Consider the following 26,494-nt stretch of genomic DNA (forward strand, 5'->3'; position numbering starts at 1 on the left):
CCAACAGTTTGATAGAGGAGTGTTTAATGAGTTTACTGAGTGTCCCATTTGTCGGTACAGGCGCAGATACGGCGTTACATGTTGTCGCTGCTGTCGTTTTAATCGCGAGTGTCGCGGGCGCGTGTTACGGCTTTTGGAAAATCCATGAATTACCTATCAATAAAGCACACAGCAAAGACCATCATCAGATAGGGCTCATCACTGCGCTGACCTGGATAGGGTTTGTCTGGCACTGGGTATGGGTGCTAGCCGTGATCTTTGCATTCGTTGATATGGAAAAAGCCATCATCAATCTGCGTGATACATGGAAAAGTAAACCGCAAACAGAAACACAGCCACAAGAGGAGGCATAATGTTAGAAGGTTTAGCGGTATGGGCACTCTTCATCTATCTGCTCCGTTTAGTCGGCATGCCTTGGAACAAAGCAACCAAATCGTTCGCTTACCTAGGCGGCTTGGGTTGGTTAATGTTCGTCTGGGTAGGCCTCATCAACTTCACGCCGATGGATCTATCCGGCGGCTCAGTGGTGCAGTCACCACACATCCAGTTGCGTCCGGATTCAACCAATGTGAAGGGTAAAGTTGACCACATTTACATTAAGCCAAATCAACAAGTTAAAGAAGGTCAGCTTATTTATGAACTTGACCCAACACAATACGAAATCGCATTAAATCAGGCGAGCGTATCCGCCGATTCTGCACGAGTCGCATTAGCTACGGCAAAAGGCGACATCGAGATTGAAGAAGCGAATCATCAAGCATTGGTGCAAGATCTAGAAACATCAAAGAGCCAATTGGAAGCGGCGAAAGTTGACTACAAATTTCAGAAAAAGATGCTAGATCGTTATGTTGAGCAAAACCGAGTGGTGCAAAACACCATCACGGAAAGCGACATCGACAAACAATCGAGTGCGGTTGATATGGCACGTCACAACGTGTTGACCCTTGAGTCTCAAATTAAGAAGAAACAAGTCGATATTTCCCGCGCAAAACTGGCGATTCATAAAGCAGAGCTCGCAGTTGAAACGAAACAAGCCGAACTGCGCCAAGCTGAAGAGCAAATTGCAAAAGCGCAATGGGATTTGAATAGCACAAAAGTTCATGCCCCAACAGATGGCTTTGTCACCAACTTTATCCTGCGTGAAGGTCAGCGTGTATCGATGATGCCGCGTATCAACATGTACACTAACGAGAAGTACGTGCTGATGCGAGTCAACCACCAGGCGATTCGTAACATCAAACCGGGTCAGCCAGCGGAATTCTCTTCGTCCGTTTACCCAGGTAAGATCTTCTCAGCGACCGTTGAAGGCATTGTTGAAGCAACAGGTGAGTCACAAGGTAATCTACTGGGTTTCGATGATTCCGTACGTGTCACCACTGGAAAGAACTTACAGAACAAACACCACTTTGTTCGTCTTAAGATTGATGAGCCAGAAGGCTACGACATCCCTGTTGGCTCTGTTGGCCTCGCATGGGTCAGCGGTGAAAAACCGATAGGCTTCATGGCCTTCTTAGATGTGATTCGCGGGATCATCATCCGAATGAAGTCTCAACTGTACTTCTTCTACTCTATCTAAACTCGCAAACCGCCAGTTACGCTGGCGGTTTTCTTTTCATTTGTATCCAAACATATCCTTTTCCCGTATAACAATTAGTTAGTAAATAGCGGAGAAGATTCATGTCGGCAAAGGAAAGAAGCCTACCTACCCATCGCATCTCAAGATTCAGCAAATTCGCCTCACTTGCTACCCGTGTCGCAGGCAATGTGATTGCAGAAGGCACGAAGCAGATAGCCAAAGGCAACAAACCAAAAGCGAAAGACCTATTGCTGACGCCGCAAAACATCGCGCGTTTAACCGACCAACTTGCTCACCTACGTGGCGCTGCAATGAAGCTTGGTCAAATGCTCTCAATGGATGCTGGTGATGTTTTAGAACCTGAACTTGCCGATATTCTTTCCCGTCTTCGTTCCGACGCAGACCCAATGCCTGCAAAACAACTCAACGCAGTAATGGAAAGTTCGCTTGGAACGAATTGGAAAGCTGAGTTTCTATCATTTAACTTCAAACCAATCGCCAGTGCATCAATAGGACAAGTGCACCAAGCCTACAGCGATGCGGGCGATAACCTAGCCGTCAAAGTGCAATATCCGGGCATACGGAAAAGTATTGATAGCGACGTCGATAATGTCGGTACACTACTCAAGGTCGTTGGGTTGATTCCCGAGTCTGTCGACTACAAAGGATTGCTCGAAGAAGCGAAAAAGCAGCTACATGATGAAGCCGATTACGCACGAGAGGCGCAATTTGCCATTCGTTATCATGACGCTTTGAAGGAGCACCCTCATTTTGTCGTGCCGAAGATTCATACTGAAAGTTGCTCAGACTCCGTTCTCGCGATGGAATTCATTGATGGTAGCCCGATTGAGAAAATCGAACATTATGATCAGAGTACACGGGATTTTGTCATGCACAGCCTACTCGAATTACTGTTTAGGGAGCTGTTCGAATTTAAGATGGTACAAACCGACCCAAACTTCGCCAACTACTTATATATCGAAAACACTCGTCAAATCGGCTTGCTAGATTTCGGGGCCACTCGCGAGTACAGCGAGCGGTTCAGCACTGGTTATCGCCAAGCTTTTGCATCTGTCGTTAACAATGACGAACAAGGCTTGAATGATGCGCTTGAACAAATTGGCTTCTTCAGCCAAACCATCTTACCTGATCAACGCCAAGCGATTCTCGATTTAGTAAAAATGGCATGTGAACCCATGTTAGTTGATGAGCCATATGATTTTAAAGCCAGTGGCTTAGCGCAAAAACTTCGCGAAGCTGGCACTATTTTGAGCATGGAACAAGAGTACTGGCATACCCCACCTGCCGATGCCCTATTTTTACATCGTAAAATTGGTGGCATGTATTTGCTCGCAGCGAGAATTGGCGCAAAAGTGAACATTCGCCAATTGGTACAGCCATATCTCACTATCAACAGCGAATAGCCTATTGTTTTTCTGTTACTTTCAAGTACCTTGAGCAAGGTTAAGATGCATAGTTGTGCATCTCAATAACATGCCATACTTCCATAAAACGAATTAACTATCGGGGTACTCGGTGAGCAAGTTTCAAGATCTCTCCACTCTAATCCAGCAAATTGGCCAAGCCGAAGAAGCGGATCAAGTCGCAACGCTCAATGAATCTATTGAAGCGGGTCTCGAACCTGGCGCAGCCGCCCTAATTCTGGAAGCCTTTCCAATCGATGATCGTGTTCGCTTATGGCGAGCTTTGCCACTAGAACTGCATATCGACGTGTTAACGGAAATGCGTGCCGACGTACGTTTTTCTATCATCAATGCATTATCTGAAGTCGAGCTAAAACTCACCCTCGCTAAACTTGATAACTTATCGCTGATCGAATGGGCGGATTCGTTGCCTGAGTCGATCATCAACGAAGCGCTCGCGTTAATCGAAAAAGATGAGTTAGAGCTTTACGATCAGGCAAACGAATATGAAGATGAAGAACTCGGCCACTGGGCTGAGCGTAAAATCATCACCCTGCCCTTTAATATTACGATTGGAACGGCTAAGCAGTTAATGGAGCGCTATAGCTACGACACACCTCAACAGGTCTACCTGATCAACCGTAATAAACAGTATCGAGGGACTGTCAATTATTACGAAATTTTACGTAGTGATCCTGATACTCGCTTGAAAACACTCGTTATTGAAGCGGTGACGGTGCTAGACAGTAAGATGATGCTTCCCGAAGCGGTAGAAGCATTAGAGCACAGCACACTGCCCGCTCTGCCTGTGACCGATGCAGACCAAACTCTGATTGGTGAAGTCGATTGGCAATTTGCATTAAGTACGCAACGTGAAATCTACGAAGCGCGCTTAATGGCCGGTACTGGTATGGATGAAGGCGATGACTTGTTTGCGCCAGTATTAAAAAGCTCGCAAAAACGCGGCGTGTGGCTGGGCATCAATTTGCTGACTGCAATTTTAGCGTCTGTCACTATCGGGCTATTTGAAGACGTGATTGCTCAAGTGGTTGCTTTGGCCGTACTAATGCCAATTGTTGCATCGATGGGTGGCATTGCAGGCAGCCAAACCCTGACTCTAATGGTTCGTGCGATGGCGCTTAATCAGATTACCCCAGGTAACCGATTCAAATTCTTAAAAAATGAGTTGGGCATAGGCTCACTGAACGGCATTGCTTGGGCGCTAATCATCGGCGGGTTAGCCGGATTGTGGTTCCAATCGCCAGTTTTAGGCGGAACCATCGCGCTGGCCATTATCGTCAACATTATTACCGCGGCTTTATTTGGTGTGTTGATACCCATTATTTTGGATAAGTTTAAATTGGACCCTGCTTTGGCTGGCTCGGTGATTCTAACAACAGTGACAGATGTGGTTGGTTTCTTCGCCTTTTTGGGAACGGCGAGTTTAGTCATGCTCTAAAAAGTCCACTGTTTATTAATCAATCATTAGCATAATAGAGTCAAATTGCATAACGCAGTTGCAAATTGCAAACAAATTCAAACTTTAAGCAACGCATGTCACAGAAACTACGTATTTTAGGGCATATTAAAGTTGGCACAGTAACTGCATTATATAAATCGACCCTTCTTAAGCCGAGGGTCACCTAGCCAACTGACGTTGTTAGTGAACTTGATTTTGTTCACATGTATATAAGCCAATCGCACTCTTTGCGGTTGGCTATTTTTTTATGTGGCTATTGCTCTCTTATCCTCTGACCGAGCTCGGTTGTACTTTTCTTGCCCACAACAGATTGTTTACTGTTTATAAAATTCAAATATTCGCCCACTAAACCATTAGAAATGCCAGCTTCAACAAAAACAAATCACCTACATAAAATAAAACCAAGAAAACACACCCAAAAAAAGAACAAATAACGTCCAAACCAAAAATTTCATCATGAAATCGTTTTCTTTTCATAGAAATCGACTGAACAATCCAGAGTTATAGATAAATTTAATCCATAAAAACAAATAGCAATTCAAAACATTCATTTCACATAGAAAACCTGTCTATAAATCATAGAAAACACGTAAAAATAAACTTTTCACTTTTAGAATTTAAAAACCAAGCCATTGTTATTAAAAGAAAAAATAGACATAAAAAACCAAGCAAACGTTTAAATTGCAATTTTATCATTGACTATTAAATTTACATCACGATAATACGCGCCGTTTGCCTGAAAACCAGGTGCTATAATTTAATATTTCAATGTGCGGAGGTAATAATGGCTGGAGACAATAACTACAGTCTTGGACCAGTTCCCAACACGGCCAGAAAAGGCGTGGCATCACTAACCATGGTGATGTTAGGACTCACTTTTTTCTCCGCAAGTATGTGGACAGGGGGTTCTCTCGGTACTGGGCTCTCCTTTAATGATTTTTTCCTCGCTGTTCTCATCGGTAACCTAATCCTCGGTATTTACACTTCTTTCCTCGGTTACATAGGCGCTTCTACTGGTCTCTCTACTCACCTTCTTGCTCGTTTCTCTTTTGGTTCTAAAGGCTCTTGGCTTCCTTCTGCTCTTCTTGGCGGTACTCAAGTTGGGTGGTTTGGAGTTGGTGTCGCGATGTTTGCGATTCCGGTGCATAAAGCAACGGGCATCGATACCAATACTATGATCCTTGTCTCCGGTTTGCTCATGACCGCGACCGTTTACTTTGGCATCTCCGCACTGATGGTGCTGTCAGCAATCGCCGTTCCTGCCATTGCGCTACTTGGCGGTTACTCTGTCATTGAGGCAGTAAATAGCGTTGGCGGTATTAGCGAACTACAACAAGTTCAACCAACCGAGCCACTCGATTTTTCAATAGCTCTCGCGATGGTTGTTGGCTCTTTTGTCAGTGCTGGTACATTAACGGCAGATTTCGTGCGCTTTGGCAAAAAGCCGCGCAGCGCCGTGATGATCACCATGGTGGCATTTTTCATCGGTAACTCGTTAATGTTTATCTTTGGCGCGGCAGGTGCATCCGTGACTGGTCAATCAGACATCTCTGAAGTGATGATTGCGCAAGGCTTATTAATTCCCGCCATCATCGTACTTGGATTAAACATTTGGACGACTAACGACAACGCGCTCTACGCATCGGGTCTTGGATTTTCCAACATCACAGGCTTACCAAGTAAATACATCTCGATGGCGAACGGGCTTGTTGGCACACTTTGCGCTCTCTGGCTCTACAATAACTTTGTTGGCTGGCTGACCTTCTTATCGTTGGCAATTCCACCGATTGGCGGCGTGATCATCGCTGACTTCTTCACGAACCGTAAGCGCTACGCAAACTTTGAAGCCGCCCAGTTCCAAAGCGTAAACTGGGCTGGCATTATCGCTGTAGCGATTGGCGTTGGTGCGGGACACTTCCTTCCTGGCGTAGTACCGATTAACGCTGTACTTGGCGGCGCAATTAGCTTCCTGATTCTTAATCCTATTCTCAACAAAAAAGCACTGGCTACACAGCCAGCGTAAGGAACCATCATGACAACACTACTGATCAAAAACGTAACGCTAAAAGGACAAGAAGGTCTGCAGCAAATTTTGATTGAAGATGGTCAATTCAAGCGCATTGAAAGCAACGATGTGGAGCTTAATCATAACGGTGACACCATCGATGCTGAAGGCGGCATGGCGGTGGCGCCTTTCTGCGAGCCGCACATCCACTTAGACACAACGCAAACCGCAGGCGAGCCAAGCTGGAACATCTCTGGCACATTGTTTGAGGGTATTGAACGTTGGGCTGAGCGCAAAGAAATGCTGTCGATTGAAGACGTGAAAACGCGCGCAAAACAAACCTTAAAATGGCAGATCGCAAACGGTGTACAACACGTTCGTACTCACGTCGATGTTTCAGACCCTACCCTAATTGCCCTAAAAGCGATGGTAGAAGTGCGTAAAGAGATGAAAGAGTGGGTAGATATCCAAATCGTCGCCTTCCCGCAGGAAGGTATTCTCTCTTACCCAAATGGCAAAGAGCTGCTAGAAGAAGCCGTCAAATTAGGGGCGGACGTTATTGGCGCGATTCCACACTTTGAATTCACACGCGAATATGGCATTGAATCACTGCACTACGTATTCGAGTTAGCGCAAAAATACGACCGCCTGATCGACGTGCATTGTGATGAAATCGATGACGAACAATCTCGCTTCGTTGAAACACTGGCAGCCTTAGCGCACAAGTTTGATATGGGGAATAAAGTCACGGCCAGTCACACCACAGCGATGGGTTCCTACAACGGTGCATACGCATCTCGCCTGTTCCGTTTATTACGCATGTCCGGTATCAACTTCGTGGCAAATCCATTGGTGAACATTCACTTACAAGGCCGTTTTGATGATTACCCAAAACGTCGCGGCGTAACACGAGTGAAAGAGATGCTGAATGCCAACATCAACGTCTGCTTTGGACACGATGACGTATTCGACCCATGGTATCCACTTGGTACAGCAAACATGCTGCAAGTGCTGCATATGGGTCTGCACGTGTGTCAGGTGATGGGTTACGACCAAATCAACAACTCACTGGATCTGATCAGCACCAATTCAGCACGTACACTGAACATTCAAGACAAGCACGGCATTGAAGAAGGCAAACCAGGTAGTTTACTGATTCTTCCCGCAGAAAATGGCTTTGATGCAGTACGTCGCCAAGTGCCTGTGCGCTACTCGGTTCGTCACGGTAAAGTCATTGCAGAAACACAACCTGCAACGACTCATATTCATCTTGAACAAGCAGAGCAAGTGACGTTCAAGCGCTAAGGTTCGTAAAAATACCGACTAAAACGAAAAAGGGTCTGACGAAATCATCAGGCCCTTTTGCTATTGGCAAACGTCACTGCTGTTCTGTGTCTTACCACCTTAGTAGCCAACCGAACGCACAAAAATGCTATTTAAGATGACCCGATACTTACTAAGTTGCATAAGGTTCTGATGGCTAAATCTCAATTACACTATCGAACTTGGAAATTCCTCTCTGCGTTCGGCATACTTCTGCCTTCACTTTAGTTGTAGATATAACTCATGACCTTATTAAGCCAGATAGAATCGCAATTTTTGGAATTTATGCAGCAAGAGATGCAAGTCGATGCGGCGCACGACATAAGCCATGTTCAACGGGTCGTAAACACTGCAAAAAAACTGGCTGTAGAAGAAGGCGCCGACTTATCTATTGTGCTTCCCGCCGCTTATTTACATGATTGTTTTACCTATCCGAAAGATCATCCCAACCGCAAGCAGAGCTCAATCATTGCAGCCAAAAAAGCGGTCGCGTTTTTAGAAAGTATCGATTATCCGCAGCAATACCATGATGCCATTGCCCATGCGATAGAAGCACACAGCTTTAGCGCTAATATCAGACCCAACACATTGGAGGCAAAAGTCGTTCAAGATGCCGACCGTCTGGACGCTTTAGGCGCAATTGGCATTACTCGCTGTATACAAGTGAGCACTGAGTTTGATGCGCAACTTTACGATAACAAAGACATCTTTGCTCAACAGCGAGAACTCGACGATAAACAATTCACTCTGGATCACTTCCAGACCAAGTTATTCAAAATCGCTGAAACTATGAACACGGAGTCAGCGAGACGCGAAGCGCAAAAACGCAAAGCCTTTATGCAAGCGTATATAGAGCAATTACACGACGAGGTGACAGCATAAATGTCAGAAAGCTATACGTTAATTAAAGAGCTTAAACGCCAACTAAAGTTAGCTGGGCTGCATTATGTCGATGTTGCACAACACCTTGATTTAAGTGAAGGAAGCGTCAAACGTTTACTCGCTGAAGGTCAACACATTAGCCTTGAACGCTTAGAACGCATTTGCCAATTGATTGGTTTAGAAATGGCGGAACTGTTTAAGCTCGCGGCTGCGCATAATAAAGGCCTGGAGTCGCTAACGTTAGAGCAAGAAAAGCAGCTGGTTGACGATAAAGCCCTGCTACTCGTGGCGATCTGTGTTGTAAATGGCTATCAGTTTGAACAAGTCGTTCAACAATACACCTTCAATGAGTTGGAACTGGTACAAAAGCTTGCTCATTTGGATCGTCTGAACATCATCGACTTGCAGCCAAATAACAAAATTCGTTTGCGTATATCTCCGACATTTAAGTGGCAGATGGGCGGCCCTATTCAACGGTTCTTCCAACAGCAAGTTCAAGACGCCTTTTTCCAAAGCTACTTTTCTGGTGAAGATGAACAGTTATCCATGGCAACAGGATTGATGAGCGTACCAACCAACAAGAAGCTGCAACAGAAACTGCAAAAGGTCATCGATGAGTTTTATCAGGCTTGCCAAAGTGATAGCTCTCTCGATATGGACGAAAAGCACGGCACCTCTCTGATTATTGCGATGCGTCGCTGGACGTTCCCTCTGTTTGAACCATGGGAAAGAAAACCTACTCAAAAGTCTCGAAATTAGTAACTCAATAAACAAATGGAGATGAAAGTAACGAATTTCGTTACTTTTGGTGACACCCAACGTCACTTGACAGAGAAAGCTGGTTTAATCGTTCATTGAGCATAAAGTGCTCCCATCTCATTCGACTTTGTTTAATCGGGGCCAGCATGTTTTTCTCAAAACGCTTTTTTCCTTACTTTGTGACGCAGTGTCTTGGCGCACTCAATGACAACATCTACAAAAATGTTCTGTTATTGATGGTGACATACAGCCAAATTGATAACTTACCAATATCCGTTAATCTATTTGTTAATTTGGCGGCAGGCTTATTCATCCTACCTTTCTTTCTATTCTCTGCGCATGCTGGTGCCGTCGCTGACAGCATGGACAAAGCCAAATTAATACGACGTCTAAAGCTCATCGAGCTGGCTATCATGTCTTGCGCAGCAACCGCTATTGCGACCCAAAGTGCTATGCTGATGCTGGCTCTGCTGTTTATGACAGGCACTCAATCGGCCTACTTTGGTCCCGTAAAATACGCCTTGCTACCACAAGCACTCAAACCAAATGAGCTTGTTAAAGGAAATGCTTGGGTTGAAATGGGCACGTTCCTTTCGATTCTTATAGGTACGCTTAGCGCAGGCCTGCTGTTAGCCATTCCTAATGGTACCTTGATTGCTTCTTGTGTCGTTATTGCCTTGTCTTTGCTCGGGTTTATGAGCAGTGTGAACATTCCAACGATGCCTAGCCAATCGACTGACAAAGCGAAGTTTGAACCGATTTCTGGTTTAAAAAACACGTTAAAAGTGGCAAAAAAACAGAGAGGCATTTGGATGTCTATTCTAGCCATCAGTTGGTTTTGGTTCATGGGTGCGACTTACCTGACTCAATTCCCTAACTTTGCGCGTGAACATTTGTTTGCAGACAGCACTGTCGTTTCTTTACTGTTGGCATTGTTTTCCATTGGTATCGCTACAGGCTCTTGGTTGTGTGAAAAGCTCTCTTTCAACCACGTTGAGCTTGGTATTTTGCCATTCGGTATCCTTGGTCTGACCGTCTTTGGCGTCGACTTGCTATGGGCAGTCCCAAGTTATCCATCACTTCCGGTGCACTTTTATGATGTGCAAAACTTCGTTGCTGAATCCAAACATCTGCGCGTCATGATTGACCTGTTCCTTGTTGGTGTAAGCGGCGGTGTCTTTATTGTTCCTCTTTATGCGTTCATCCAATCGCGTTCAAACAAAGGTGAATGTGCACGTGCCATTGCTGCTAACAACATCATGAATGCGTTGTTTATGGTGGTGTCTGCTTTGGTTTCGATCGTTGCACTCAGCGTACTAGAACTTTCTATTGTGGAACTGTTTGCCATGATGGCAATAGGTAACTTCTTCGTGGCAATCTATGTCTATCGTCAAGTACCGGAATTTACACAACGCTTTATCAGTTATTTACTCAGCCATTGTATGTATCGTGTGTCAGTAAAGGGACGCCAACATATTCCTGAACAAGGTGCTGCGTTAATCGTGGCTAACCATGTTAGCTATGTCGATGCGTTGATTTTGATGGGAACCTCTACTCGCCCGGTTCGTTTTGTGATGGACAAATCCATCAGCGAGCTGCCTGTTCTTAAATATGTTTTCCGTCATGCCGGTGTTATCCCGATCTGTTCTCCACGTAAGTGTGCCGACACTTATCGACGAGCATTTGAACAGATTAAACAAGCGCTTAACGACGGTGAAGTTGTCTGTATCTTCCCTGAGGGTCGCTTAACGTCTAACGGTGAACTGGGTGAGTTTCGCCCTGGTGTGGAAAAAATCCTTGAGCGTAATCCTGTTCCTGTCATCCCTATGGCGTTAAAAGGGCTTTGGGGTTCTTTTTTCAGCCACAAAGGCGGACATGCTCTCACAAAACGACCGACTCGTTTTTGGTCAAAAGTGGATGTTGTTATCGGTGAAGTGTTAAGCCCTGCTTCTTTAAATCGTCATCAATTGCAACAACAAGTACAGGATTTACTGGGCTGATACGCTTGCTATACCGATCAAACTTTGCAGCAAAACGTAAATATGCACCACAAAGGGCAAGTAGTTCTTTGTTAATTAGAGTAGGATATCTACAACGTCATAAATCTAGGAGGTATTATGAAAATCATCATCTTACATGGTCTTTATATGCATGGGCTGGTCATGCAGCCTCTTAGCCAAAAGCTGAGAAAACTCGGATACGAAACGCAAGTACTCAGCTATAACACTGTTGCTATCGATGAGTCTTCACTGTTTGATTCTATTGATCATTCGCTTAATCCACTGACCACAAACGTGCTCGTGGGGCACAGCTTGGGAGGCTTGATGATTAAGCGCTATCTCGCCAACAGAAAGCCAACCACCAGCTTGATCTCTCATGTTGTCGCTATCGGTTCGCCTCTTAAAGGCGCGTCCATAGTAGGTAGGATTCAAGATCTCGGATTGGGTGCAATTTTAGGCAATTCGCCACACCACGGATTAAACAGACATAATGACGCGTGGGCTTTTCCGCAAAAACTCGGCAGTATCGCAGGAACGATGCCGATTGGTGCTCGCCCATTGTTGATCCGTAATGACAACACCATGTCGGACGGTACGGTTACCGTAGAAGAGACAAGGCTGGACGGTATGCAAGATCATATCGAAGTGAAACAAACACATACGAGTCTGATTTACAACACCTTCGTGCCCCAGCAGATTGATCACTTTATTCGCACAGATTATTTCCGTCGATAGCACACTTTTCCATCATACAGATGGAATCGACTTTCCAAGCTATTCAGTTCGCAGTACTATCCTAGCTCCACTTCCTCACAATTTGGATGAAGTGGCACATTTTTAATTGTTCTCAGGGCGGGGCGAAATTCCCCACCGGCGGTATACTTTTCAAGTGAGCCCGCGAGCGCTCGATTCGTCGAGGTCAGCAGATCTGGTGAGATGCCAGAGCCGACGGTTATAGTCCGGATGAAAGAGAATAAGAATACACCAGTATCGCGAGTAAGATCGCGTTGAATGCTGGTGCACTTCTTTTTGATCGTATTTTACGACGATCTCTCATACCGCCCTGATTCTGGTGAAATTTAGGAGTTAACCATGAATCAGTCATCACTACTTGCCGAATTCGGCGACCCAATTACTCGCGTTGAAAACGCACTTATCGCTCTAAAAGAAGGCCGTGGCGTACTTCTTCTTGATGATGAAGATCGCGAAAACGAAGGCGATATCATTTATTCAGTCGAGCACCTTACCAACGAGCAAATGGCGTTGATGATCCGCGAATGTAGCGGCATCGTTTGTTTGTGCTTAACAGATGCTCAAGCGGACAAACTGGAACTGCCTCCAATGGTAGTAAACAACAACAGCGCAAACCAAACCGCATTTACGGTTTCTATTGAAGCGAAAGTTGGTGTAACAACGGGTGTTTCAGCAGCAGACCGAGTGACGACCATTAAAACGGCGGCAAACCCGCATGCGAAACCTGAAGATCTTGCTCGCCCGGGCCACGTATTCCCTCTGCGCGCACGTCCAGGTGGTGTAATGACTCGCCGTGGTCACACAGAAGGTACGATTGACCTGATGCAAATGGCAGGGCTTCAACCAGCTGGCGTACTATGTGAAGTGACCAACCCAGATGGCACGATGGCAAAAGCACCAGAGATCGTTGCGTTTGGTCGCCTGCACAACATGCCAGTGCTGACTATTGAAGACATGGTGATGTACCGCAACCAGTTCGAATTAAAACTGGCATAATTAAATCCCAGCTCTGAAAGAAGCCGCGCATTTGTGCGGCTTTTTTGATCGATCCTCTTTGCGCTTGAGTAGTTATACTTATTGAAAACAAAGGGAACAACACCATGAAAGGATTACTGAAACTCGTCGCTCTCGTTGGCTTTCTCTCCATGAATTCGCTTGCTCTTGCATCTGAGTGCCCTGATATTCTTCAAGGTAAGCAAAGGTTGTTAAACTCAACAGAAGAAGTCGATCTATGCGAAAGCTTTAAGGGAAAGACACTACTAGTCGTCAATACAGCAAGCCAGTGCGGCTTCACTCCTCAGTTCGAACAGTTAGAAACCCTCTATCAAACTTACAAAGAGCAAAACTTCACCGTCATTGGTTTCCCGAGCAATGACTTCCGACAGGACAGAGGAAGCGAAACAAACACTGCGAAAGTCTGTTATCTCGATTACGGGGTCACCTTTCCAATGATGGCTCGCTCCTCAGTATTAGGCGTAGATGCAAACCCCGTATTCAGCGAGATTACTAACCAAGCTGGCATCAAACCAAAATGGAACTTCTATAAGTTTCTAATTAGCTCTGAAGGCAAAGTTATTGCCACTTTTCCAAGCTCCACATCACCGACAAGTACTACGCTTACCAATATGATAGAGCAACAATTGTAAGGTGACGACCATGACAACACGCTCAACCATGCTACAACTCGGTTACTTAGGCCTGGTTCCATTTGTGTTTAGTTTAGGGCTGATTTTCACTGACATTTCACTCTTCAATTTAAGTGGCCAGCAATTTTTCATCGCTTACAGTGCCGTAATATTAAGTTTTTTATCCGGCATACTCTGGGGGAATGGCATTGAGCATTACTACCACCGCCTTAGCAGAAATATATTAATTCTCAGCAACCTTTTTGTCTTACTCGCTTGGGGCGCATTATTGCAGGGTCACAAACACTACGCGGTCGCTACCCTACTCTTAGCAATTGGGTATCTTGCTGTTTGGTATGCAGAAAAACTCGTGAGGAAAGTCGAACAAGACGCCGAGCCCAAGGGATATCAAGGAATGAGGAGCAAACTGACCTTCGGCGTAATCGTAATGCACGGATTGGCTTTAGTTTCATAGCCTGGTCTGTCCAGTGCTAAGATCACAAAAAAACGCCTTTTTATAAAACAATGTTCATTTCGTGAATGCACACATATTTTGAACACTGTTTTGTTTCATTTATGAATCAATCCACATATAAGTATTTCAAAGCATTCACAAAGGATATGAATATGTTTTTTCGCAAACTTTTGTTTAGCACTGCGATGATCAATGCAACAACAGGTTGCGTGTCTTACCAGGCACAACAAGCCGCCGCTCAAACAGTAAACAATACAGGTGCCGTGCTTACCAATGTGATTAAAACCACGATTGCTCAGCCATGTAATGTCGCAATCACTGCAGCTAGCTTGTTTTATCCGCATGCCATATTTATGACTAGTGTTCCGACTCAAGCATGTACAAGCGTTCTTAGATAATACGAAAGTGATAAGCATAAAAAATGGCGACTCTACCGTCGCCATTTTTAAGCATCAATACTATTTATAGTTACAGCGTCAATAAGTAATTAACTAATTGATTGTACTCGTCGTAAGTACGAATTTCGTTGGCCAAAACAATGTATTTATTGTTCACAACCACACCCGGAACCCCTCTTAACGTGCTGGCAGAGAATTGCTTATCAAAACCTTTCTGCATTGAGTTTACGGCGAAACTGTTGTACGCCGCATCAAACTTCTTACCTTCTACGCCATTATCAACGAAGAGCTGTTTCAGCTCAGCGTCATCTTTTGGCGCTTGTCGCTTTTGATGAATTTGGGCAAACATGGCAGGAATCATTGTATCTTCAACCCCGAGCGATACCATCGTCGCGTAGGACTTGGCCATCGGAATCGCCATATCTCCGCCCATGAACCCCACATGTACCTTTTCAAACTTTGCCTCTTTTGGCAGAGCAGGTTTTAAACGCTCAATAAGCGACTCAAACTTGTAGCAATGTGGGCAATAAAAAGAAAAGAATTCCGTCACAACAGGTTTCGATGCTTTCTTAACATCCAGAACTTTGTAGTGCTTCCCTTCTTCAAATTGCGCTGCGTGAGCGGTAAAAGTCAGTAAAAGTGCACTACATAAGGCAAGTAGTTTTTTCATTGTTTATTTCCTTGTGGCATTCAAATGCCAAATCATTTCATTTGGTAAAAGGGGGGGAAACCCCAAGTAATTTGAGATGAGGAATTAAACAATCGGAGGACGATAAAGCTTGGTGATCACTGTCACTACTTTTTCGACTAAAGGCCTATCAATCAATGCAAGGCTGTAAGGAAGAAGCAGTAAGTCGTTTTGAGATAAGTTGGCGGGAATTTTGACCATGCAGGAAGAGCTACAACTCGTGTGAGACTGTTGCACCTTATTGATAGTTGACTCATCGTGATGTAATTCTACGCAGTCGTCATTGACGCCAAGTTGTTTGTGCAGAGCAGCCTGTTGAACAATAATATCGCGTACTTCAATTGTTTTCACCGGGGCTGAAGCCTTCGCCATAGGAGCGACACTGCTCAAAAGCATAGCGGCTAAACAAACTATCGCGGTCAACAATGTACGGTTAAACTTCAACATAGCTACATCAACAAAAATGGTGATTTAAGATAATACATGATAACGGTTTGACTTCAAGATACGGACTCTGAGTTCCGCCTCGCCTAAAAACTTGGTACGTTAACGGTTCCATATCCTTGAGGCTTCTCAATACCGCTCCCCTCTCACAAGAACTCATAGCGATTAAGCTATTCATCATTTAGATAGTTCTTCACCTGATACCAGCGACAATTCGATAAAACTTGAAATCGTTATGAAACACGAGTAATAGTTAGAACAGTTTTGTACGAACAAGGAAAGATCAATGCTTAAAAAGAGATTCTTTAAGACAAAAGATGAAGTTGAAGTCACGTTCGAGCTAGATAAAGACCAATGGGACTCCATCCATATTGCTGGGGATTTTAACAACTGGCAGCCAGAACCGATGAAATTAGTGAAGAAAAGCCGTCAATTTAAATTTAAAACGCGCTTACCTAAAGAGCAGAATGTTCAGTTCCGCTACTTGCTCAATGATGCAAAGTGGGAAAACGATCCTCAAGCCGACGCTTATGTTCCCAATGCTTTTGGCAGCGACAACAGCGTCGTGTGCACCACCGAATAAAACGTAAGTTCACCCTAATATTCCATATTAAGGCGCAACAGTTGCGCCTTTTTTAGACACTTCATAATGTGATTAATGATTAAGTTTGAATCATTACTTGGGGTATTTATCGAATCAACTCATCCGATAACCTTATTCTGAGAAAGCTTTATTTGAAATAATTCGTAAATTTGTTTAAGTTCCAGTGATATTAAATATTGTATACATCACTCAAATGAACGCACAACAAGTCAAACCATCTTTAATCATTGTGGAAGACGATCCCAAATTACAAGCTATGCTGGGAGAGTATTTTGTTGAACAAGGTTTCCAGGTCAAATGTATCGACAACGGGACAGACGCACCGGAAGCGATTATTGACACACAGCCAGACGTGGTTTTGTTAGATTTGATGCTACCTGGACAAGACGGCCTGAGCGTATGTCGTCAAATCCGTGAATGCTACAAAGGCAAAGTGTTGATGCTGACAGCGAGTGATGACGACTTCGATCACGTCGCCGCATTAGAGATTGGCGCCGATGACTTTGTTACCAAGCCAATCAAACCTCGTGTGCTGCTGGCACGCATTCGCATGCTATTGAGAAGAAAAGAGGCAGCCTCTACCGAGTCCGAAAACGGTCTACAAATTGGAGTGCTGTGTTTAAACCGATTACGTAAATCATGCGTCATGAACCAGGAAGAAATTGCGCTGACTGACGGTGAGTTCGATTTATTATGGGTTCTCGCAACACACGCAGAAAAAACACTCTCACGTGAGTGGTTAACGAAAACACTACGTGGTATTGAGTACGACGGTACAGATCGCACCATTGACAACCGTATTGTGACATTGAGAAAAAAATTAGGTGATGCCTCTTGCTCTCCACAAAAAATCATCACGGTTCGCGGCAAAGGCTACCTATTTATGCCTGATGCATGGAATGAATAATGAGACGGATTTATCTGGAAAGCTTTGTCGGTCTTATCATTCTATTTATGGTGAGTTTGTGGGGTTACGAATTCTTAGTCTATGAGATCAACACAGATTACGATTACCTGCTACAAGAGCAAGAAGGTCAGGCTTTCCACGATCTTATCTATCCTATCTACGAAGAGCACGGACTAGAATACACTCAACAACAGCTTGAGCAATTTGCCACGTCCAGCCATCGCTTGTTGATTCCTCACACGCTCGAAGAACTTCCAGAGGACATCAGAAAAGCATTTGAAAGTGACACCTCTGTTAACGTTGCTTACGACGAAGAAAGGGATATATGGTTCCGCCTAGATGCGGACACCCCTATTTTCAAAATGATCGATGATCCGGATAGCTCAGTTATTCAGGCGATTAACTTTGATGACAACATTGTATGGTTATTCTTTTTAGCCGGATTTGCTCTGTATTGCATACTGCTGATCTGGTTTTTGAGCCGTCGAATTCGTGAGTTAGAAAGAGTCACGGTAGAGTTTGCTTCAGGCAACTTCAAAGCACGAGCAAGCACCTCAAGCGCCAAATCCGTTGGGACACTGAACAAAAGCTTTAATACGATGGCTGACAAAGTTTCTCGCCTGATCACTAGCAATAAAATGCTGACCAATGCAGTTGCGCATGAATTACGCACTCCTATTTTTCGTTTACAGTGGCAAGCTGACTTGTTATCGGACTCTACATTAACCGAACAACAGAAAAAGCATGTACGTAGTATCGTCGAGGACATTGACGAGATGGAAGACATGGTTGAAGAGTTGCTTTATTACGCCAAAATGGAACGCCCAGATACGGCGTTGCAAACAGAAAACGTAGCACTCGCCAAGTTAGTTAGTGAGTTAAAACAGAGATGGCAAAAAGAGACCAAATTATCAATCTCACTCAATGAAACAAACTCTGAAAACGCGCGCGCATTCGCCGATCCAAAACTGCTAAAACGTGCCTTGGATAATCTGCTACGCAATGCAATGCGATACGCAAATACTCAAATTATGGTTGAGATAAAAAGTGATCAGCAAAGCTGCTTAATCCATGTACATGATGATGGTATAGGTATAGAAGAGCAGCATTGGCCTCACCTTTTTGAAGCATTTTATAGCGCGGATGAGTCTCGAAACAAAAACACGAGTGGATTTGGGCTCGGTTTGGCGATCGTCAGGCAAATAATGGAACTTCAACATGGTGAGGTTTCGATTTCTCATAGCCCACTTGGTGGTGCTTGCTTCACACTTCGTCTTCCAAAATCAGACAGTTAAGTTAACGTCTTTCCTCCTTTACAGAAGACGACACTTCAATACACTCCAGCGACAGAGCTCAACAATAAAACAGTGTACATTTAATCCATAAATTCACAGAACAAATGGATAATACTCATGTACAAACCTTTTATTCTGGTTATGACGCTTGCCTCTACTCTTAGCGCTTGTACTTATAATCAAAAGCCTGTTGTCGACATGACCAATGTTGATCCTGCTAAATATGAACAAGATTTTCTTTATTGCCAAGGGTATGCGGACAACGTAGACAAAACGGAAGCTGCAAAATCTGAAGCCGCTAATGGCGCAGTTACAGGAGCACTAATTGGGGCAGCAGCTGGTGCGCTGGAAAACGGGATAGGTGGAGCTGCTGTTGGTGCCGCTGCAGGCGGTGCTGTAGGAGCAGGGGCCGGAGCGTTGAGTGGAAGCAATGACTCCACCAAGACACAATCTCTCGTACTGCGAAAATGCCTTCAGAATAAAGGCTATACCGTCTACGACCTTGATTAATTCAACTCTTTTTTCTTATTCAAACCCTATATCGTTGTGTGATGAATGCCATTCACAAATGTTTCACGCAAGAACGATTAGTCTCTTTTCATCGTTTGGATAGATGCACAATCTAAATTATTAAGCTGTAGTAAGGTCATATTTTGAAGCCAGGAAAAACAGGTCTACGCCGTGTCATGGATGCGACCGGCTATTCATTTCAGGGATTGAAAGCCGCATGGAAATACGAAGCCGCCTTCAGACAAGAATTGATTCTAGCCTTAGTGCTTTCCGTCTGTGCTTTTTTCCTTCCAGTCACCACATTTGAAAGAGTACTGATGATCAGTAGCCTGTTATTGGTCCTGATCGTCGAACTTATTAATTCCGCCGTAGAAGCGGTTGTCGACCGTGTTAGCGATGACTGGCACGAGCTCAGTGGTAGAGCCAAAGATATCGGCTCGGCTGCAGTATTTGTTGCGCTCACTCTTGCCCTTTTTGTTTGGGCTTCGTTCTTGCTCTAATTTTGATTCAAGACATTTACTTATGAAGACACATAATTTGCAACAGAAAGGTATCTCGTACGTTACCTTTACTTTCTTGTTGGCATTCTATTTCGCGCTGGTTGTAAACATTCCTATTTACAAAGAGCTGAATGGTATTTTTTCAAGCCTAGATAATGTCAAAATTGGTTTTATTATTACGATACCCATTTTCTTTCTTGCCGCGCTCAATTTCCTTTTTAACTTATTTAGTTGGCCTTGGGTTGGAAAACCATTCTTTATTACTTTGCTCATAATTTCGAGTATGGTTAGCTACGCAAGTTACAACTATGGCACACTTTTCGATTCTGGAATGATTGCTAATATTGCTGAAACCGATTCGAGCGAGGCAAGCTCTTACCTGAGTACTTATTCTGTAATCTGGACGCTACTTATGGGGGGCGTCCCTGCGATGATTGTCTATAAGGTCAAGTTGCAATCTCAGCGCCACCAATTGCTGTATTTTTCTCTCACGAAGTTGGTGTCGATGTTGTCATCTCTTGCAGTAATTGCTGTTATTGCCAGTGTTTACTACCAAGACTATGCATCTGTCGGTCGCAATAACAGCTATCTGAAAAAAATCATTATTCCCACTCAATTCGTTTACAGCGCGACTGGGTATGTAAAGGAGAAATACTTCACCACGCCAGAGCCGTATCGCGAGATTGGAATCGATGCAAAGCAGTCAGATAGCGCAGTAAAGCAAGCACAGAACAAGCCGACACTACTGGTGTTTATTGTCGGAGAAACCGCTCGAACACAGAACTACCAACTCAATGGCTATAAGCGAGAGACAAACCCTTACACCAGTAAGCTGGATGTGATTTCATTTCAAGAGGTTGCGTCTTGTGGCACTGCAACTGCAGTATCTGTGCCTTGCATGTTTTCTCAGCTCACGCGAAGCGAGTTTGAACGGACCAAGGCAGATAACCAAGATAATGCTCTCGACATCATGCAGCGCGCTGGAGTTGACCTCATCTGGAAAGAAAATGATGGCGGAGACAAAGAAGTCGCCCACAAGATCAAGAAAATTGAAGTGAACCGAAAGCAAGCAAGTCCTCTGTGTAACGGTCAAACCTGTTACGATATGGCGCTGTTAGATCACTTTGATCAAGAAGTTGCGGATATGCACGGCAATCGCGTTGTCGCCATGCACCTTATAGGAAGCCATGGTCCTACCTACTTCCAGCGTTATCCTAGAGACAAAGCGTTTTTCAAACCAGACTGCCCACGTGCAGATATAGAAAACTGTAGCGTCGAACAAATCGTGAATACGTACGACAATACGATACGCTACACTGATCTTGTGTTGGCAGAAACCATCAACAAACTCAAAGCATTAGAGTCTCAATATAATACCGCTCTCATCTACGTATCGGATCATGGTGAATCATTAGGCGAAAACGGATTGTTCTTACATGGCATGCCTTACGGCCTTGCACCAGACTTCCAAAAACGTGTTCCTTTGCTCATGTGGCTATCTTCCGGCTTTAAGCAAGTGAAACAAATCAACACCGACTGTTTGTCGAATGAAGCGCAAAAGGCAGGCCAGTACTCACATGATAACGTGTTCCACTCTTTATTAGGCATTATGGATGTACAAACCCAAGCCTACGACGGCAAGTTAGATATATTCAAAGACTGCCGCACGACTTCCTAAGTGGACCAACAAAGCCTGACTCAAAATGTGAGTCAGGCTCTTTTCTAACAAGGCATTTAAACTCATCAGCTTGCCAAGCGTTATACTACAACCTGCCATCCATACATCGAAATAAGGACTAGGATGAAAATTGGTATTATTGGTTTAGGAGATATTGCTCAGAAAGCATACCTTCCCGTTATCACTCAGCTTCCAAATATCGAACTTGTATTTTGTACCCGCAACGCAAATGTGCTTGAGAGTCTGGCTAAGCAATATCGAATCTCAGAGACCTGTCAAGACTACCAGCAGCTTCTGCACTTTGGCGTAGATGCTGTCATGATTCATGCGGCAACAAGCGTACATCCTCAAATCGCAGCATTCTTTTTGCAACATGGAATCCCAACCTTTGTCGACAAACCATTAGCGGACAATGCTGATGACGTGGAAAAACTGTACGATATTGCCGAAAAAGAAAAACAACCACTTTATGTGGGCTTCAACCGACGTCATATTCCGCTTTACAACCAACACATGCCAGAGGTACAGCAAGGCAACATTTCTGACCTAAAATCGCTACGCTGGGAAAAGAACCGTCACCAACTACCAGGCGATATTCGTACCTTTATATTTGATGATTTTATTCACCCATTAGACAGTATTAACGTGACAGCCAAAACCGATTTAAAAGAGGCTTACATAACGCATCAGCTTGAGGGTGACCAATTGGCGCGTTTAGATATTCAGTGGCAACACGGAGATACTTTACTCCACGCTTCGATGAATCGTCACTTCGGTATGACGATGGAACGCGTTCAAGCTTGTTATGCAAACAAAGCAATGGAATTCGACTCTTTCGTTGAAGGGAGACGATGGCAAGCGAACCAAGAGCAAAAAATCAATTTGAAAGATTGGACGCCAATGCTGACGAGCAAAGGTTTCCATGCGATGTTGCTCGACTGGTTTAACGTCGTTGAATCTGGAAAAATCGCCAGTGAAGTAGTGAAACGCAACATTGCTAGCCATCAGTTAGCAGAGCAAATTTGTCAATATATCGAGAAAGTTACCTCTAGGTAGCTTAATTCTTGGCTATATGCTTAATCGAGTATTACGCTCTATACTAAAACAAACGTAGCTTCAGGGAGTCATTCATTCTCTGTTAATACTTATGCGGCTATTCTATCAAGCAAGTGAATGAGGGAACGGATCACGTTTATTAACGGAGTGGTTCTAGTTTTACATTACGATACCCTCAGGAACCTGTATCGTCATATTCAAGAGTAAAGGAAATAGAATGAGAACACTCGGTAACATCATTTGGTTTGTATTTGGTGGCGTATTTATGGGGTTGCTATGGTGGTTTTTCGGTATCTTGGCCTTTATTAGCATCATCGGAATACCTTGGGGGCGTGCGTGTATCGTTATGGGTAATTTTTCCTTTTTCCCATTCGGAAAAGAAGCCATTTCACGCGATGAATTGACCAATGAAATGGACATTGGTACGAGCCCTCTAGGCGTTATCGGCAACGTCCTTTGGTTTGTCTTTGCAGGTCTTTGGTTAGCAATCGGTCACGTACTTTCCGCCGCAGCGTGTTTTGTAACCATCATTGGTATTCCGTTTGCACTCCAACACCTGAAGCTTGCGGTTATTTCACTCGCACCAATTGGTAAAACGGTTGTGTCGTCAGAAGAAGCTGCAATGGCTCGGTACAATATCAACCGCTAACAAACAGCCAGTATACTTTCTATCCTCTGGGCCGTCGTGCTCAGAGGGCAACTCCCGTCAAAAGTAAGCCTATTATCGCTATCGCATATTCAATAATGGTTGATTGTATATCCATACCGTCACCTTTAAGTTGAAGTTCACCCTAGCTCTGTACTACTTTACTTTTTTATTAATCAATGGATTAGCTTAACCCTCCAAGCTCACCCACGCTCAAAAATCAGTATTATTTCCGCTCATCTTAATTGAGTTCATTTACGAAAAGTCGAACTATAAGCATAGTTGATATTAATGATTTTTGACGATAAATAACTCACACCAATCCAGCGATAGTTCCAGCGTTTACTTTTTCTCAGTAAACGCAAGCCGTTACGAAAGCGGGTTTCTTCCCGATCAAAGCCACCACTTCGCATCACTATCGCTTTTCTTTAAAAGGCAACAAATATTCGTTGTTATCTTGAGTAAATTATTTTGTTTGTCGCATTTAAGTTCAATCAATATTATTCGCGACATCAGAGAAATAGACCATTGAGCTCCTTAGCATTTATCACAGACATAGAACGTAAAGCCCCTTTTTTGCTCGTTTTTCTTTTTACAAATGTTCTAACTCAACGTCTATTCAGACAGGAATACACCGTGGATAAATATCAAGCTGCTTATGCCAAACGTCTAGAGAAGTTAAAGGGTAATCAATCTCCAAAAACGATAGCCCGTCTTTCGGCTTGGGAGGCATTTCTTAACAAAGAGTACGAACTCCAAGACTTAGAATACCAACTATCAGACGCAGCACACCTACACTATGAACAATCTCATGTGAAAAATGATATTTCTTTTAAGGCGTTCAAGCGGGCGTTCTATAACGAATCCATCAAAATCTACAACCTAACCGATGGCGCCTCTATACAGAAAGTATTCACTCCGCTGCTCGCATTAACGACAGTTTGGGTGCTATTTATCTGCTTTTTTGACAAGTGATCATCACTTTTATTAGAACAATAAACTTAGGGCGATTGCATCATGATTCCAAGCGATAACCAGACGCACAACGCCCCACTTAAATATAAAAAAGGAGTTTGATCTTGTATGTCTAAGATGACACTTCTTTTAATTACAACAACGATCAGTATCGGAATTACAGGCGCCGCTTTCTGTGTGGGAGTGACATATTTATTCAGTGCGCTTTCACTAAATGAGCTGCTCAATAACCTGTAACTCCCTAGGCTTAATATGAAAAGGGCATCCATCGATGCCCTTTTCTTTTACTTAAGGAGATGCCCTAGCACTTAGGACCACTTGGGTATAAAACCGTTATGCGTTAAGCTGCATTCTATTCATCCAATAGGTAAAGAATGGAACACAGTGATGGAACAAGTAGGAGATCGTGCGTTGATTGTCGAAGGTGGTGCCATGCGAGGTGTATTTTCTTGCGGCATACTCGATCATTTTCTCGCTAACGAGTTCTCTCCATTTGATAGCTTTTGGGGCGTATCGGCGGGCGCAAGTAACTTGGCGGCGTATTTAGCTAAAATGCCCGGGCGCAACTTAAAAATCTATCTCGATTACAGTTTAAGGAAAGAATTCATCTCACCATCTCAGATTCTACGTGGCGGCGATATGATGAACTTAGATTGGATGTGGGACGTCACTCTCGAAGAGCTTGGCATCGACAAATCCGCACTAAAAGCGGATTCGAGACCTTTCTTTTTAGGCGTAACACGTCAAGACAATGGCCAAGCCGAGTACCATACTCCTAATGTCGACGAGCTCGCAGAAACAATGAAAGCCAGCAGCGCACTTCCCGTACTTTACCGAAATGGTGTCTTACTGAACGGTACCCGATACGTTGATGGTGGGGTTTCTGATGCACTTCCTGTCGCAGAAGCAATAAAGCGAGGCGCCAAAAAGATTATGGTTTTACGCAGTCAACCCTCTAGCTATCAAAAGCCGAAAGGAAAGTTCAGCGCACTAACCAAACGGATGTTGAAAGAAACGCCAGGATTAATTGAGCCGATGTTGACGCGTGAAGTTCGCTACAATCAAACTTTAGCACTGATCGACAATCCACCATCGGGAGTCGAAATCATCCAAGTTTGTCCTCCTGAATCATTTAAATTAAAACGATTGAGTCGCTCGCCAGCACCATTGCGCCAAGCTTATGAGTTAGGTATTGAAGCAGGAAAAGAAGCCATCATGCGATGGAATCAGAAGTAGAAAAAAGCCACGTGTATTAGACGTGGCTAACGCAAATTCGATGGCAGTGGATTATCGTATTTGCTTCTGGTCGAGCCCAATGGTCAGGCTCAAAACTGTTGATAACTGCGCTACTCACAGAAAAGGGAGTTAGGATGTTGATGCTAGTAGCTTTCAAACAATCCTGAATTGTAGTCTTGGATTGCTTGTTCTATTTCTTCCATGCTATTCATTACAAAAGGGCCATAGTGAACCACTGGTTCATTGATTGGTTCGCCAATAAAAATCAGAGCACCACTCTCCTTTTCGGCTTTTAATTCAACCCATTCACCTTTCGATAGAATCGCCATTTCGCCTTGATTGATCTCACGATCTTTTACCTGAATACGACCTTTATAAACGTAGAGCATCATGTTGTGGTATTGCTCCGTGGTCAAATTCAAAGCGTGACCAACCATAGCTCTCCAATCGGCCACCGTGGCAGCAACACCTGTTTCTGTTAGAGGCCCCTGAATACGTTCGTTGTCTATAGTCAGATGACCAGCAATCAAGCGTACAACGCCCGAGCTTTGAGTTTCGAATTCCGTTATCGTTTCAGGTTGAAAGTCATGATATTGAGCCGGTGACATCTTATTTTTCGCAGGCTGGTTTATCCAAATTTGGAAACCATGCAATTCACCTTCCTGCATAATAGGCATCTCACTATGAATGACGCCTCTTCCTGCCGCCATCCATTGAGCGCCACCAGAACGAAGCTCACCAACATTATCCATGTGGTCACGATGCTGGAAATGACCTTTCAACATATAAGTAAGCGTCTCGATGCCGCGATGCGGATGAGGAGGAAAGCCACCCACATAATCAGCACGGTCGTCAGACTTAAGTTCATCCATCATCAAAAATGGAGAAAAGCTCGCATGATTAAACCCTGCTACTCGACGAATTTTCACTCCGTCACCATCAGCAGTGGGTTGTGATTGAATAAGCTGACGAATTTCTCTGAATGTGCTCATACTATTTCTCCTCGTTTACCTTTGTGGCCGCTTGCAAACCGCATGTTCAGCCATGGCTATCGATATGGTTCTATTTTAGATTGAAGAAAAATAATCATGAGCCTTGCTATTTGAGCTACTTATTCAAATTTTTCGAACAGCCCACTTATCCAAGCTGTCGACATATATTTAAAAATAAGTGTAGCTATTTCCTAAACAAGGTGTATAGTAGGCCTTGGCTCTTAGAAGAGAGCTGTTAATGCAACATTTAGTTTAAGTTTCCT

The 26,494-nt window shown here is 44.0% G+C and carries 27 protein-coding genes and 1 riboswitch; of the genes, 24 read left to right on the plus strand and 3 right to left on the minus strand.

The window, feature by feature from the left end:
• Positions 1–26 precede the first annotated feature (26 nt).
• From VEA_RS17795 to VEA_RS17860, 14 genes are all read left to right on the plus strand, one after another.
• Positions 27–353: an MFS transporter gene (locus VEA_RS17795; protein ID WP_005433326.1), complete on the plus strand. Its 327-nt coding sequence runs from the start codon at positions 27–29 to the stop codon at positions 351–353.
• The gene (locus VEA_RS17800; protein ID WP_006741181.1) at positions 353–1,576 is read left to right on the plus strand and encodes an HlyD family secretion protein; all 1,224 of its coding nucleotides are present in this window, start codon (positions 353–355) and stop codon (positions 1,574–1,576) included. The genes VEA_RS17795 and VEA_RS17800 overlap by 1 nt, the downstream gene beginning before the upstream one ends.
• Before the next feature lie 101 nt (positions 1,577–1,677).
• Positions 1,678–3,000 carry an ABC1 kinase family protein gene (locus VEA_RS17805; protein ID WP_006741182.1) on the plus strand — a complete coding sequence of 441 codons (1,323 nt, stop codon included), beginning with the start codon at positions 1,678–1,680 and terminating at the stop codon, positions 2,998–3,000.
• A gap of 112 nt (positions 3,001–3,112) precedes the next feature.
• Positions 3,113–4,459, plus strand: a complete 1,347-nt coding sequence (locus VEA_RS17810; protein WP_006741183.1) for a magnesium transporter — start codon at positions 3,113–3,115, stop codon at positions 4,457–4,459.
• Positions 4,460–5,264: 805 nt separating this feature from the next.
• Positions 5,265–6,503, plus strand: a complete 1,239-nt coding sequence (gene codB, locus VEA_RS17815; protein ID WP_006741185.1) for a cytosine permease — start codon at positions 5,265–5,267, stop codon at positions 6,501–6,503.
• A 9-nt stretch (positions 6,504–6,512) separates the two neighbouring features.
• On the plus strand, positions 6,513–7,790 hold the full coding sequence (locus VEA_RS17820) for a cytosine deaminase (RefSeq protein ID WP_006741186.1): 1,278 nt from the start codon (positions 6,513–6,515) through the stop codon (positions 7,788–7,790).
• Positions 7,791–8,051: 261 nt separating this feature from the next.
• Positions 8,052–8,690 (plus strand): HD domain-containing protein, encoded by a 639-nt coding sequence (locus VEA_RS17825; RefSeq protein ID WP_012842367.1) that lies wholly within the window; start codon positions 8,052–8,054, stop codon positions 8,688–8,690.
• Positions 8,691–9,449, plus strand: a complete 759-nt coding sequence (locus VEA_RS17830; RefSeq protein ID WP_006741188.1) for a helix-turn-helix domain-containing protein — start codon at positions 8,691–8,693, stop codon at positions 9,447–9,449. It begins immediately after the preceding gene.
• Positions 9,450–9,595: 146 nt separating this feature from the next.
• Complete coding sequence (locus VEA_RS17835; RefSeq protein WP_006741189.1) at positions 9,596–11,449, plus strand: MFS transporter; 1,854 nt, start codon at positions 9,596–9,598, stop codon at positions 11,447–11,449.
• A 117-nt stretch (positions 11,450–11,566) separates the two neighbouring features.
• Positions 11,567–12,184 carry a lipase family protein gene (locus tag VEA_RS17840; RefSeq protein ID WP_006741190.1) on the plus strand — a complete coding sequence of 206 codons (618 nt, stop codon included), beginning with the start codon at positions 11,567–11,569 and terminating at the stop codon, positions 12,182–12,184.
• A 104-nt stretch (positions 12,185–12,288) separates the two neighbouring features.
• Positions 12,289–12,428, plus strand: a riboswitch (FMN riboswitch).
• A 113-nt stretch (positions 12,429–12,541) separates the two neighbouring features.
• Positions 12,542–13,198, plus strand: coding sequence for a 3,4-dihydroxy-2-butanone-4-phosphate synthase (ribB, locus tag VEA_RS17845; protein ID WP_006741191.1), 657 nt, complete (start codon positions 12,542–12,544; stop codon positions 13,196–13,198).
• A gap of 104 nt (positions 13,199–13,302) precedes the next feature.
• On the plus strand, positions 13,303–13,848 hold the full coding sequence (locus tag VEA_RS17850; RefSeq protein WP_006741192.1) for a glutathione peroxidase: 546 nt from the start codon (positions 13,303–13,305) through the stop codon (positions 13,846–13,848).
• Positions 13,849–13,858: 10 nt separating this feature from the next.
• Positions 13,859–14,302, plus strand: a complete 444-nt coding sequence (locus VEA_RS17855) for a DUF3429 domain-containing protein (protein ID WP_005396352.1) — start codon at positions 13,859–13,861, stop codon at positions 14,300–14,302.
• Between the two features lie 152 nt (positions 14,303–14,454).
• The gene (locus tag VEA_RS17860) at positions 14,455–14,700 is read left to right on the plus strand and encodes a hypothetical protein (protein ID WP_005373664.1); all 246 of its coding nucleotides are present in this window, start codon (positions 14,455–14,457) and stop codon (positions 14,698–14,700) included.
• A gap of 70 nt (positions 14,701–14,770) precedes the next feature.
• On the opposite strand, the gene VEA_RS17865 is transcribed toward VEA_RS17860, so the two are convergent.
• Both VEA_RS17865 and VEA_RS17870 read right to left on the minus strand, forming a co-directional pair.
• Positions 14,771–15,370 (minus strand): thiol:disulfide interchange protein DsbA/DsbL, encoded by a 600-nt coding sequence (locus VEA_RS17865; protein WP_006741193.1) that lies wholly within the window; start codon positions 15,368–15,370, stop codon positions 14,771–14,773.
• Positions 15,371–15,454: 84 nt separating this feature from the next.
• Positions 15,455–15,835 (minus strand): hypothetical protein, encoded by a 381-nt coding sequence (locus VEA_RS17870; RefSeq protein ID WP_041853088.1) that lies wholly within the window; start codon positions 15,833–15,835, stop codon positions 15,455–15,457.
• Positions 15,836–16,118: 283 nt separating this feature from the next.
• On the opposite strand from VEA_RS17870, the gene VEA_RS17875 reads away from it, so the two are divergent.
• The 10 genes from VEA_RS17875 (at position 16,119) to VEA_RS17925 (ending at position 25,239) form a co-directional block, all read left to right on the plus strand.
• Complete coding sequence (locus tag VEA_RS17875) at positions 16,119–16,415, plus strand: isoamylase early set domain-containing protein (RefSeq protein WP_005396349.1); 297 nt, start codon at positions 16,119–16,121, stop codon at positions 16,413–16,415.
• Between the two features lie 214 nt (positions 16,416–16,629).
• Positions 16,630–17,343, plus strand: a complete 714-nt coding sequence (locus tag VEA_RS17880) for a response regulator (protein WP_005396348.1) — start codon at positions 16,630–16,632, stop codon at positions 17,341–17,343.
• A complete protein-coding gene (locus VEA_RS17885; RefSeq protein WP_006741195.1) occupies positions 17,343–18,638 on the plus strand; it encodes an ATP-binding protein in 1,296 nt (431 codons plus the stop codon). The genes VEA_RS17880 and VEA_RS17885 overlap by 1 nt, the downstream gene beginning before the upstream one ends.
• A gap of 117 nt (positions 18,639–18,755) precedes the next feature.
• On the plus strand, positions 18,756–19,148 hold the full coding sequence (locus VEA_RS17890; RefSeq protein WP_006741196.1) for a glycine zipper family protein: 393 nt from the start codon (positions 18,756–18,758) through the stop codon (positions 19,146–19,148).
• A 143-nt stretch (positions 19,149–19,291) separates the two neighbouring features.
• Positions 19,292–19,648: a diacylglycerol kinase gene (locus VEA_RS17895; RefSeq protein WP_012842368.1), complete on the plus strand. Its 357-nt coding sequence runs from the start codon at positions 19,292–19,294 to the stop codon at positions 19,646–19,648.
• 22 nt (positions 19,649–19,670) lie between these two features.
• Positions 19,671–21,326: a phosphoethanolamine transferase gene (locus tag VEA_RS17900; protein ID WP_006741197.1), complete on the plus strand. Its 1,656-nt coding sequence runs from the start codon at positions 19,671–19,673 to the stop codon at positions 21,324–21,326.
• A gap of 123 nt (positions 21,327–21,449) precedes the next feature.
• On the plus strand, positions 21,450–22,382 hold the full coding sequence (locus VEA_RS17905) for a Gfo/Idh/MocA family protein (protein ID WP_006741199.1): 933 nt from the start codon (positions 21,450–21,452) through the stop codon (positions 22,380–22,382).
• Positions 22,383–22,599: 217 nt separating this feature from the next.
• Positions 22,600–23,031 (plus strand): YccF domain-containing protein, encoded by a 432-nt coding sequence (locus VEA_RS17910; protein WP_005373685.1) that lies wholly within the window; start codon positions 22,600–22,602, stop codon positions 23,029–23,031.
• 633 nt (positions 23,032–23,664) lie between these two features.
• Positions 23,665–24,003 carry a hypothetical protein gene (locus VEA_RS17915; protein ID WP_006741201.1) on the plus strand — a complete coding sequence of 113 codons (339 nt, stop codon included), beginning with the start codon at positions 23,665–23,667 and terminating at the stop codon, positions 24,001–24,003.
• A gap of 387 nt (positions 24,004–24,390) precedes the next feature.
• Entirely contained in the window at positions 24,391–25,239 is an 849-nt protein-coding gene (locus VEA_RS17925) for a patatin-like phospholipase family protein (RefSeq protein ID WP_006741203.1), read from the plus strand.
• 143 nt (positions 25,240–25,382) lie between these two features.
• On the opposite strand, the gene VEA_RS17930 is transcribed toward VEA_RS17925, so the two are convergent.
• Positions 25,383–26,231, minus strand: a complete 849-nt coding sequence (locus VEA_RS17930) for a pirin family protein (protein ID WP_006741204.1) — start codon at positions 26,229–26,231, stop codon at positions 25,383–25,385.
• Positions 26,232–26,494 lie beyond the last annotated feature (263 nt).

It is taken from the genome of Vibrio antiquarius, assembly GCF_000024825.1.
Taxonomy (GTDB): domain Bacteria; phylum Pseudomonadota; class Gammaproteobacteria; order Enterobacterales; family Vibrionaceae; genus Vibrio; species Vibrio diabolicus.

Bases quoted from the DNA above. Each gene is read 5' to 3' on its own strand.
- VEA_RS17850 (WP_006741192.1), top strand. From the start codon at position 13,303: ATGAAAGGATTACTGAAACTCGTCGCTCTCGTTGGCTTTCTCTCCATG.
- VEA_RS17910 (WP_005373685.1), top strand. From the start codon at position 22,600: ATGAGAACACTCGGTAACATCATTTGGTTTGTATTTGGTGGCGTATTT.
- VEA_RS17930 (WP_006741204.1), bottom strand. From the start codon at position 26,231: ATGAGCACATTCAGAGAAATTCGTCAGCTTATTCAATCACAACCCACT.
- VEA_RS17900 (WP_006741197.1), top strand. From the start codon at position 19,671: ATGAAGACACATAATTTGCAACAGAAAGGTATCTCGTACGTTACCTTT.
- VEA_RS17835 (WP_006741189.1), top strand. From the start codon at position 9,596: ATGTTTTTCTCAAAACGCTTTTTTCCTTACTTTGTGACGCAGTGTCTT.
- VEA_RS17840 (WP_006741190.1), top strand. From the start codon at position 11,567: ATGAAAATCATCATCTTACATGGTCTTTATATGCATGGGCTGGTCATG.
- VEA_RS17870 (WP_041853088.1), bottom strand. From the start codon at position 15,835: ATGTTGAAGTTTAACCGTACATTGTTGACCGCGATAGTTTGTTTAGCC.
- VEA_RS17800 (WP_006741181.1), top strand. From the start codon at position 353: ATGTTAGAAGGTTTAGCGGTATGGGCACTCTTCATCTATCTGCTCCGT.
- codB (WP_006741185.1), top strand. From the start codon at position 5,265: ATGGCTGGAGACAATAACTACAGTCTTGGACCAGTTCCCAACACGGCC.
- VEA_RS17795 (WP_005433326.1), top strand. From the start codon at position 27: ATGAGTTTACTGAGTGTCCCATTTGTCGGTACAGGCGCAGATACGGCG.
- VEA_RS17925 (WP_006741203.1), top strand. From the start codon at position 24,391: ATGGAACAAGTAGGAGATCGTGCGTTGATTGTCGAAGGTGGTGCCATG.
- VEA_RS17860 (WP_005373664.1), top strand. From the start codon at position 14,455: ATGTTTTTTCGCAAACTTTTGTTTAGCACTGCGATGATCAATGCAACA.
- VEA_RS17890 (WP_006741196.1), top strand. From the start codon at position 18,756: ATGTACAAACCTTTTATTCTGGTTATGACGCTTGCCTCTACTCTTAGC.
- ribB (WP_006741191.1), top strand. From the start codon at position 12,542: ATGAATCAGTCATCACTACTTGCCGAATTCGGCGACCCAATTACTCGC.
- VEA_RS17905 (WP_006741199.1), top strand. From the start codon at position 21,450: ATGAAAATTGGTATTATTGGTTTAGGAGATATTGCTCAGAAAGCATAC.
- VEA_RS17830 (WP_006741188.1), top strand. From the start codon at position 8,691: ATGTCAGAAAGCTATACGTTAATTAAAGAGCTTAAACGCCAACTAAAG.
- VEA_RS17825 (WP_012842367.1), top strand. From the start codon at position 8,052: ATGACCTTATTAAGCCAGATAGAATCGCAATTTTTGGAATTTATGCAG.
- VEA_RS17865 (WP_006741193.1), bottom strand. From the start codon at position 15,370: ATGAAAAAACTACTTGCCTTATGTAGTGCACTTTTACTGACTTTTACC.
- VEA_RS17855 (WP_005396352.1), top strand. From the start codon at position 13,859: ATGACAACACGCTCAACCATGCTACAACTCGGTTACTTAGGCCTGGTT.
- VEA_RS17880 (WP_005396348.1), top strand. From the start codon at position 16,630: ATGAACGCACAACAAGTCAAACCATCTTTAATCATTGTGGAAGACGAT.
- VEA_RS17875 (WP_005396349.1), top strand. From the start codon at position 16,119: ATGCTTAAAAAGAGATTCTTTAAGACAAAAGATGAAGTTGAAGTCACG.
- VEA_RS17805 (WP_006741182.1), top strand. From the start codon at position 1,678: ATGTCGGCAAAGGAAAGAAGCCTACCTACCCATCGCATCTCAAGATTC.
- VEA_RS17820 (WP_006741186.1), top strand. From the start codon at position 6,513: ATGACAACACTACTGATCAAAAACGTAACGCTAAAAGGACAAGAAGGT.
- VEA_RS17885 (WP_006741195.1), top strand. From the start codon at position 17,343: ATGAGACGGATTTATCTGGAAAGCTTTGTCGGTCTTATCATTCTATTT.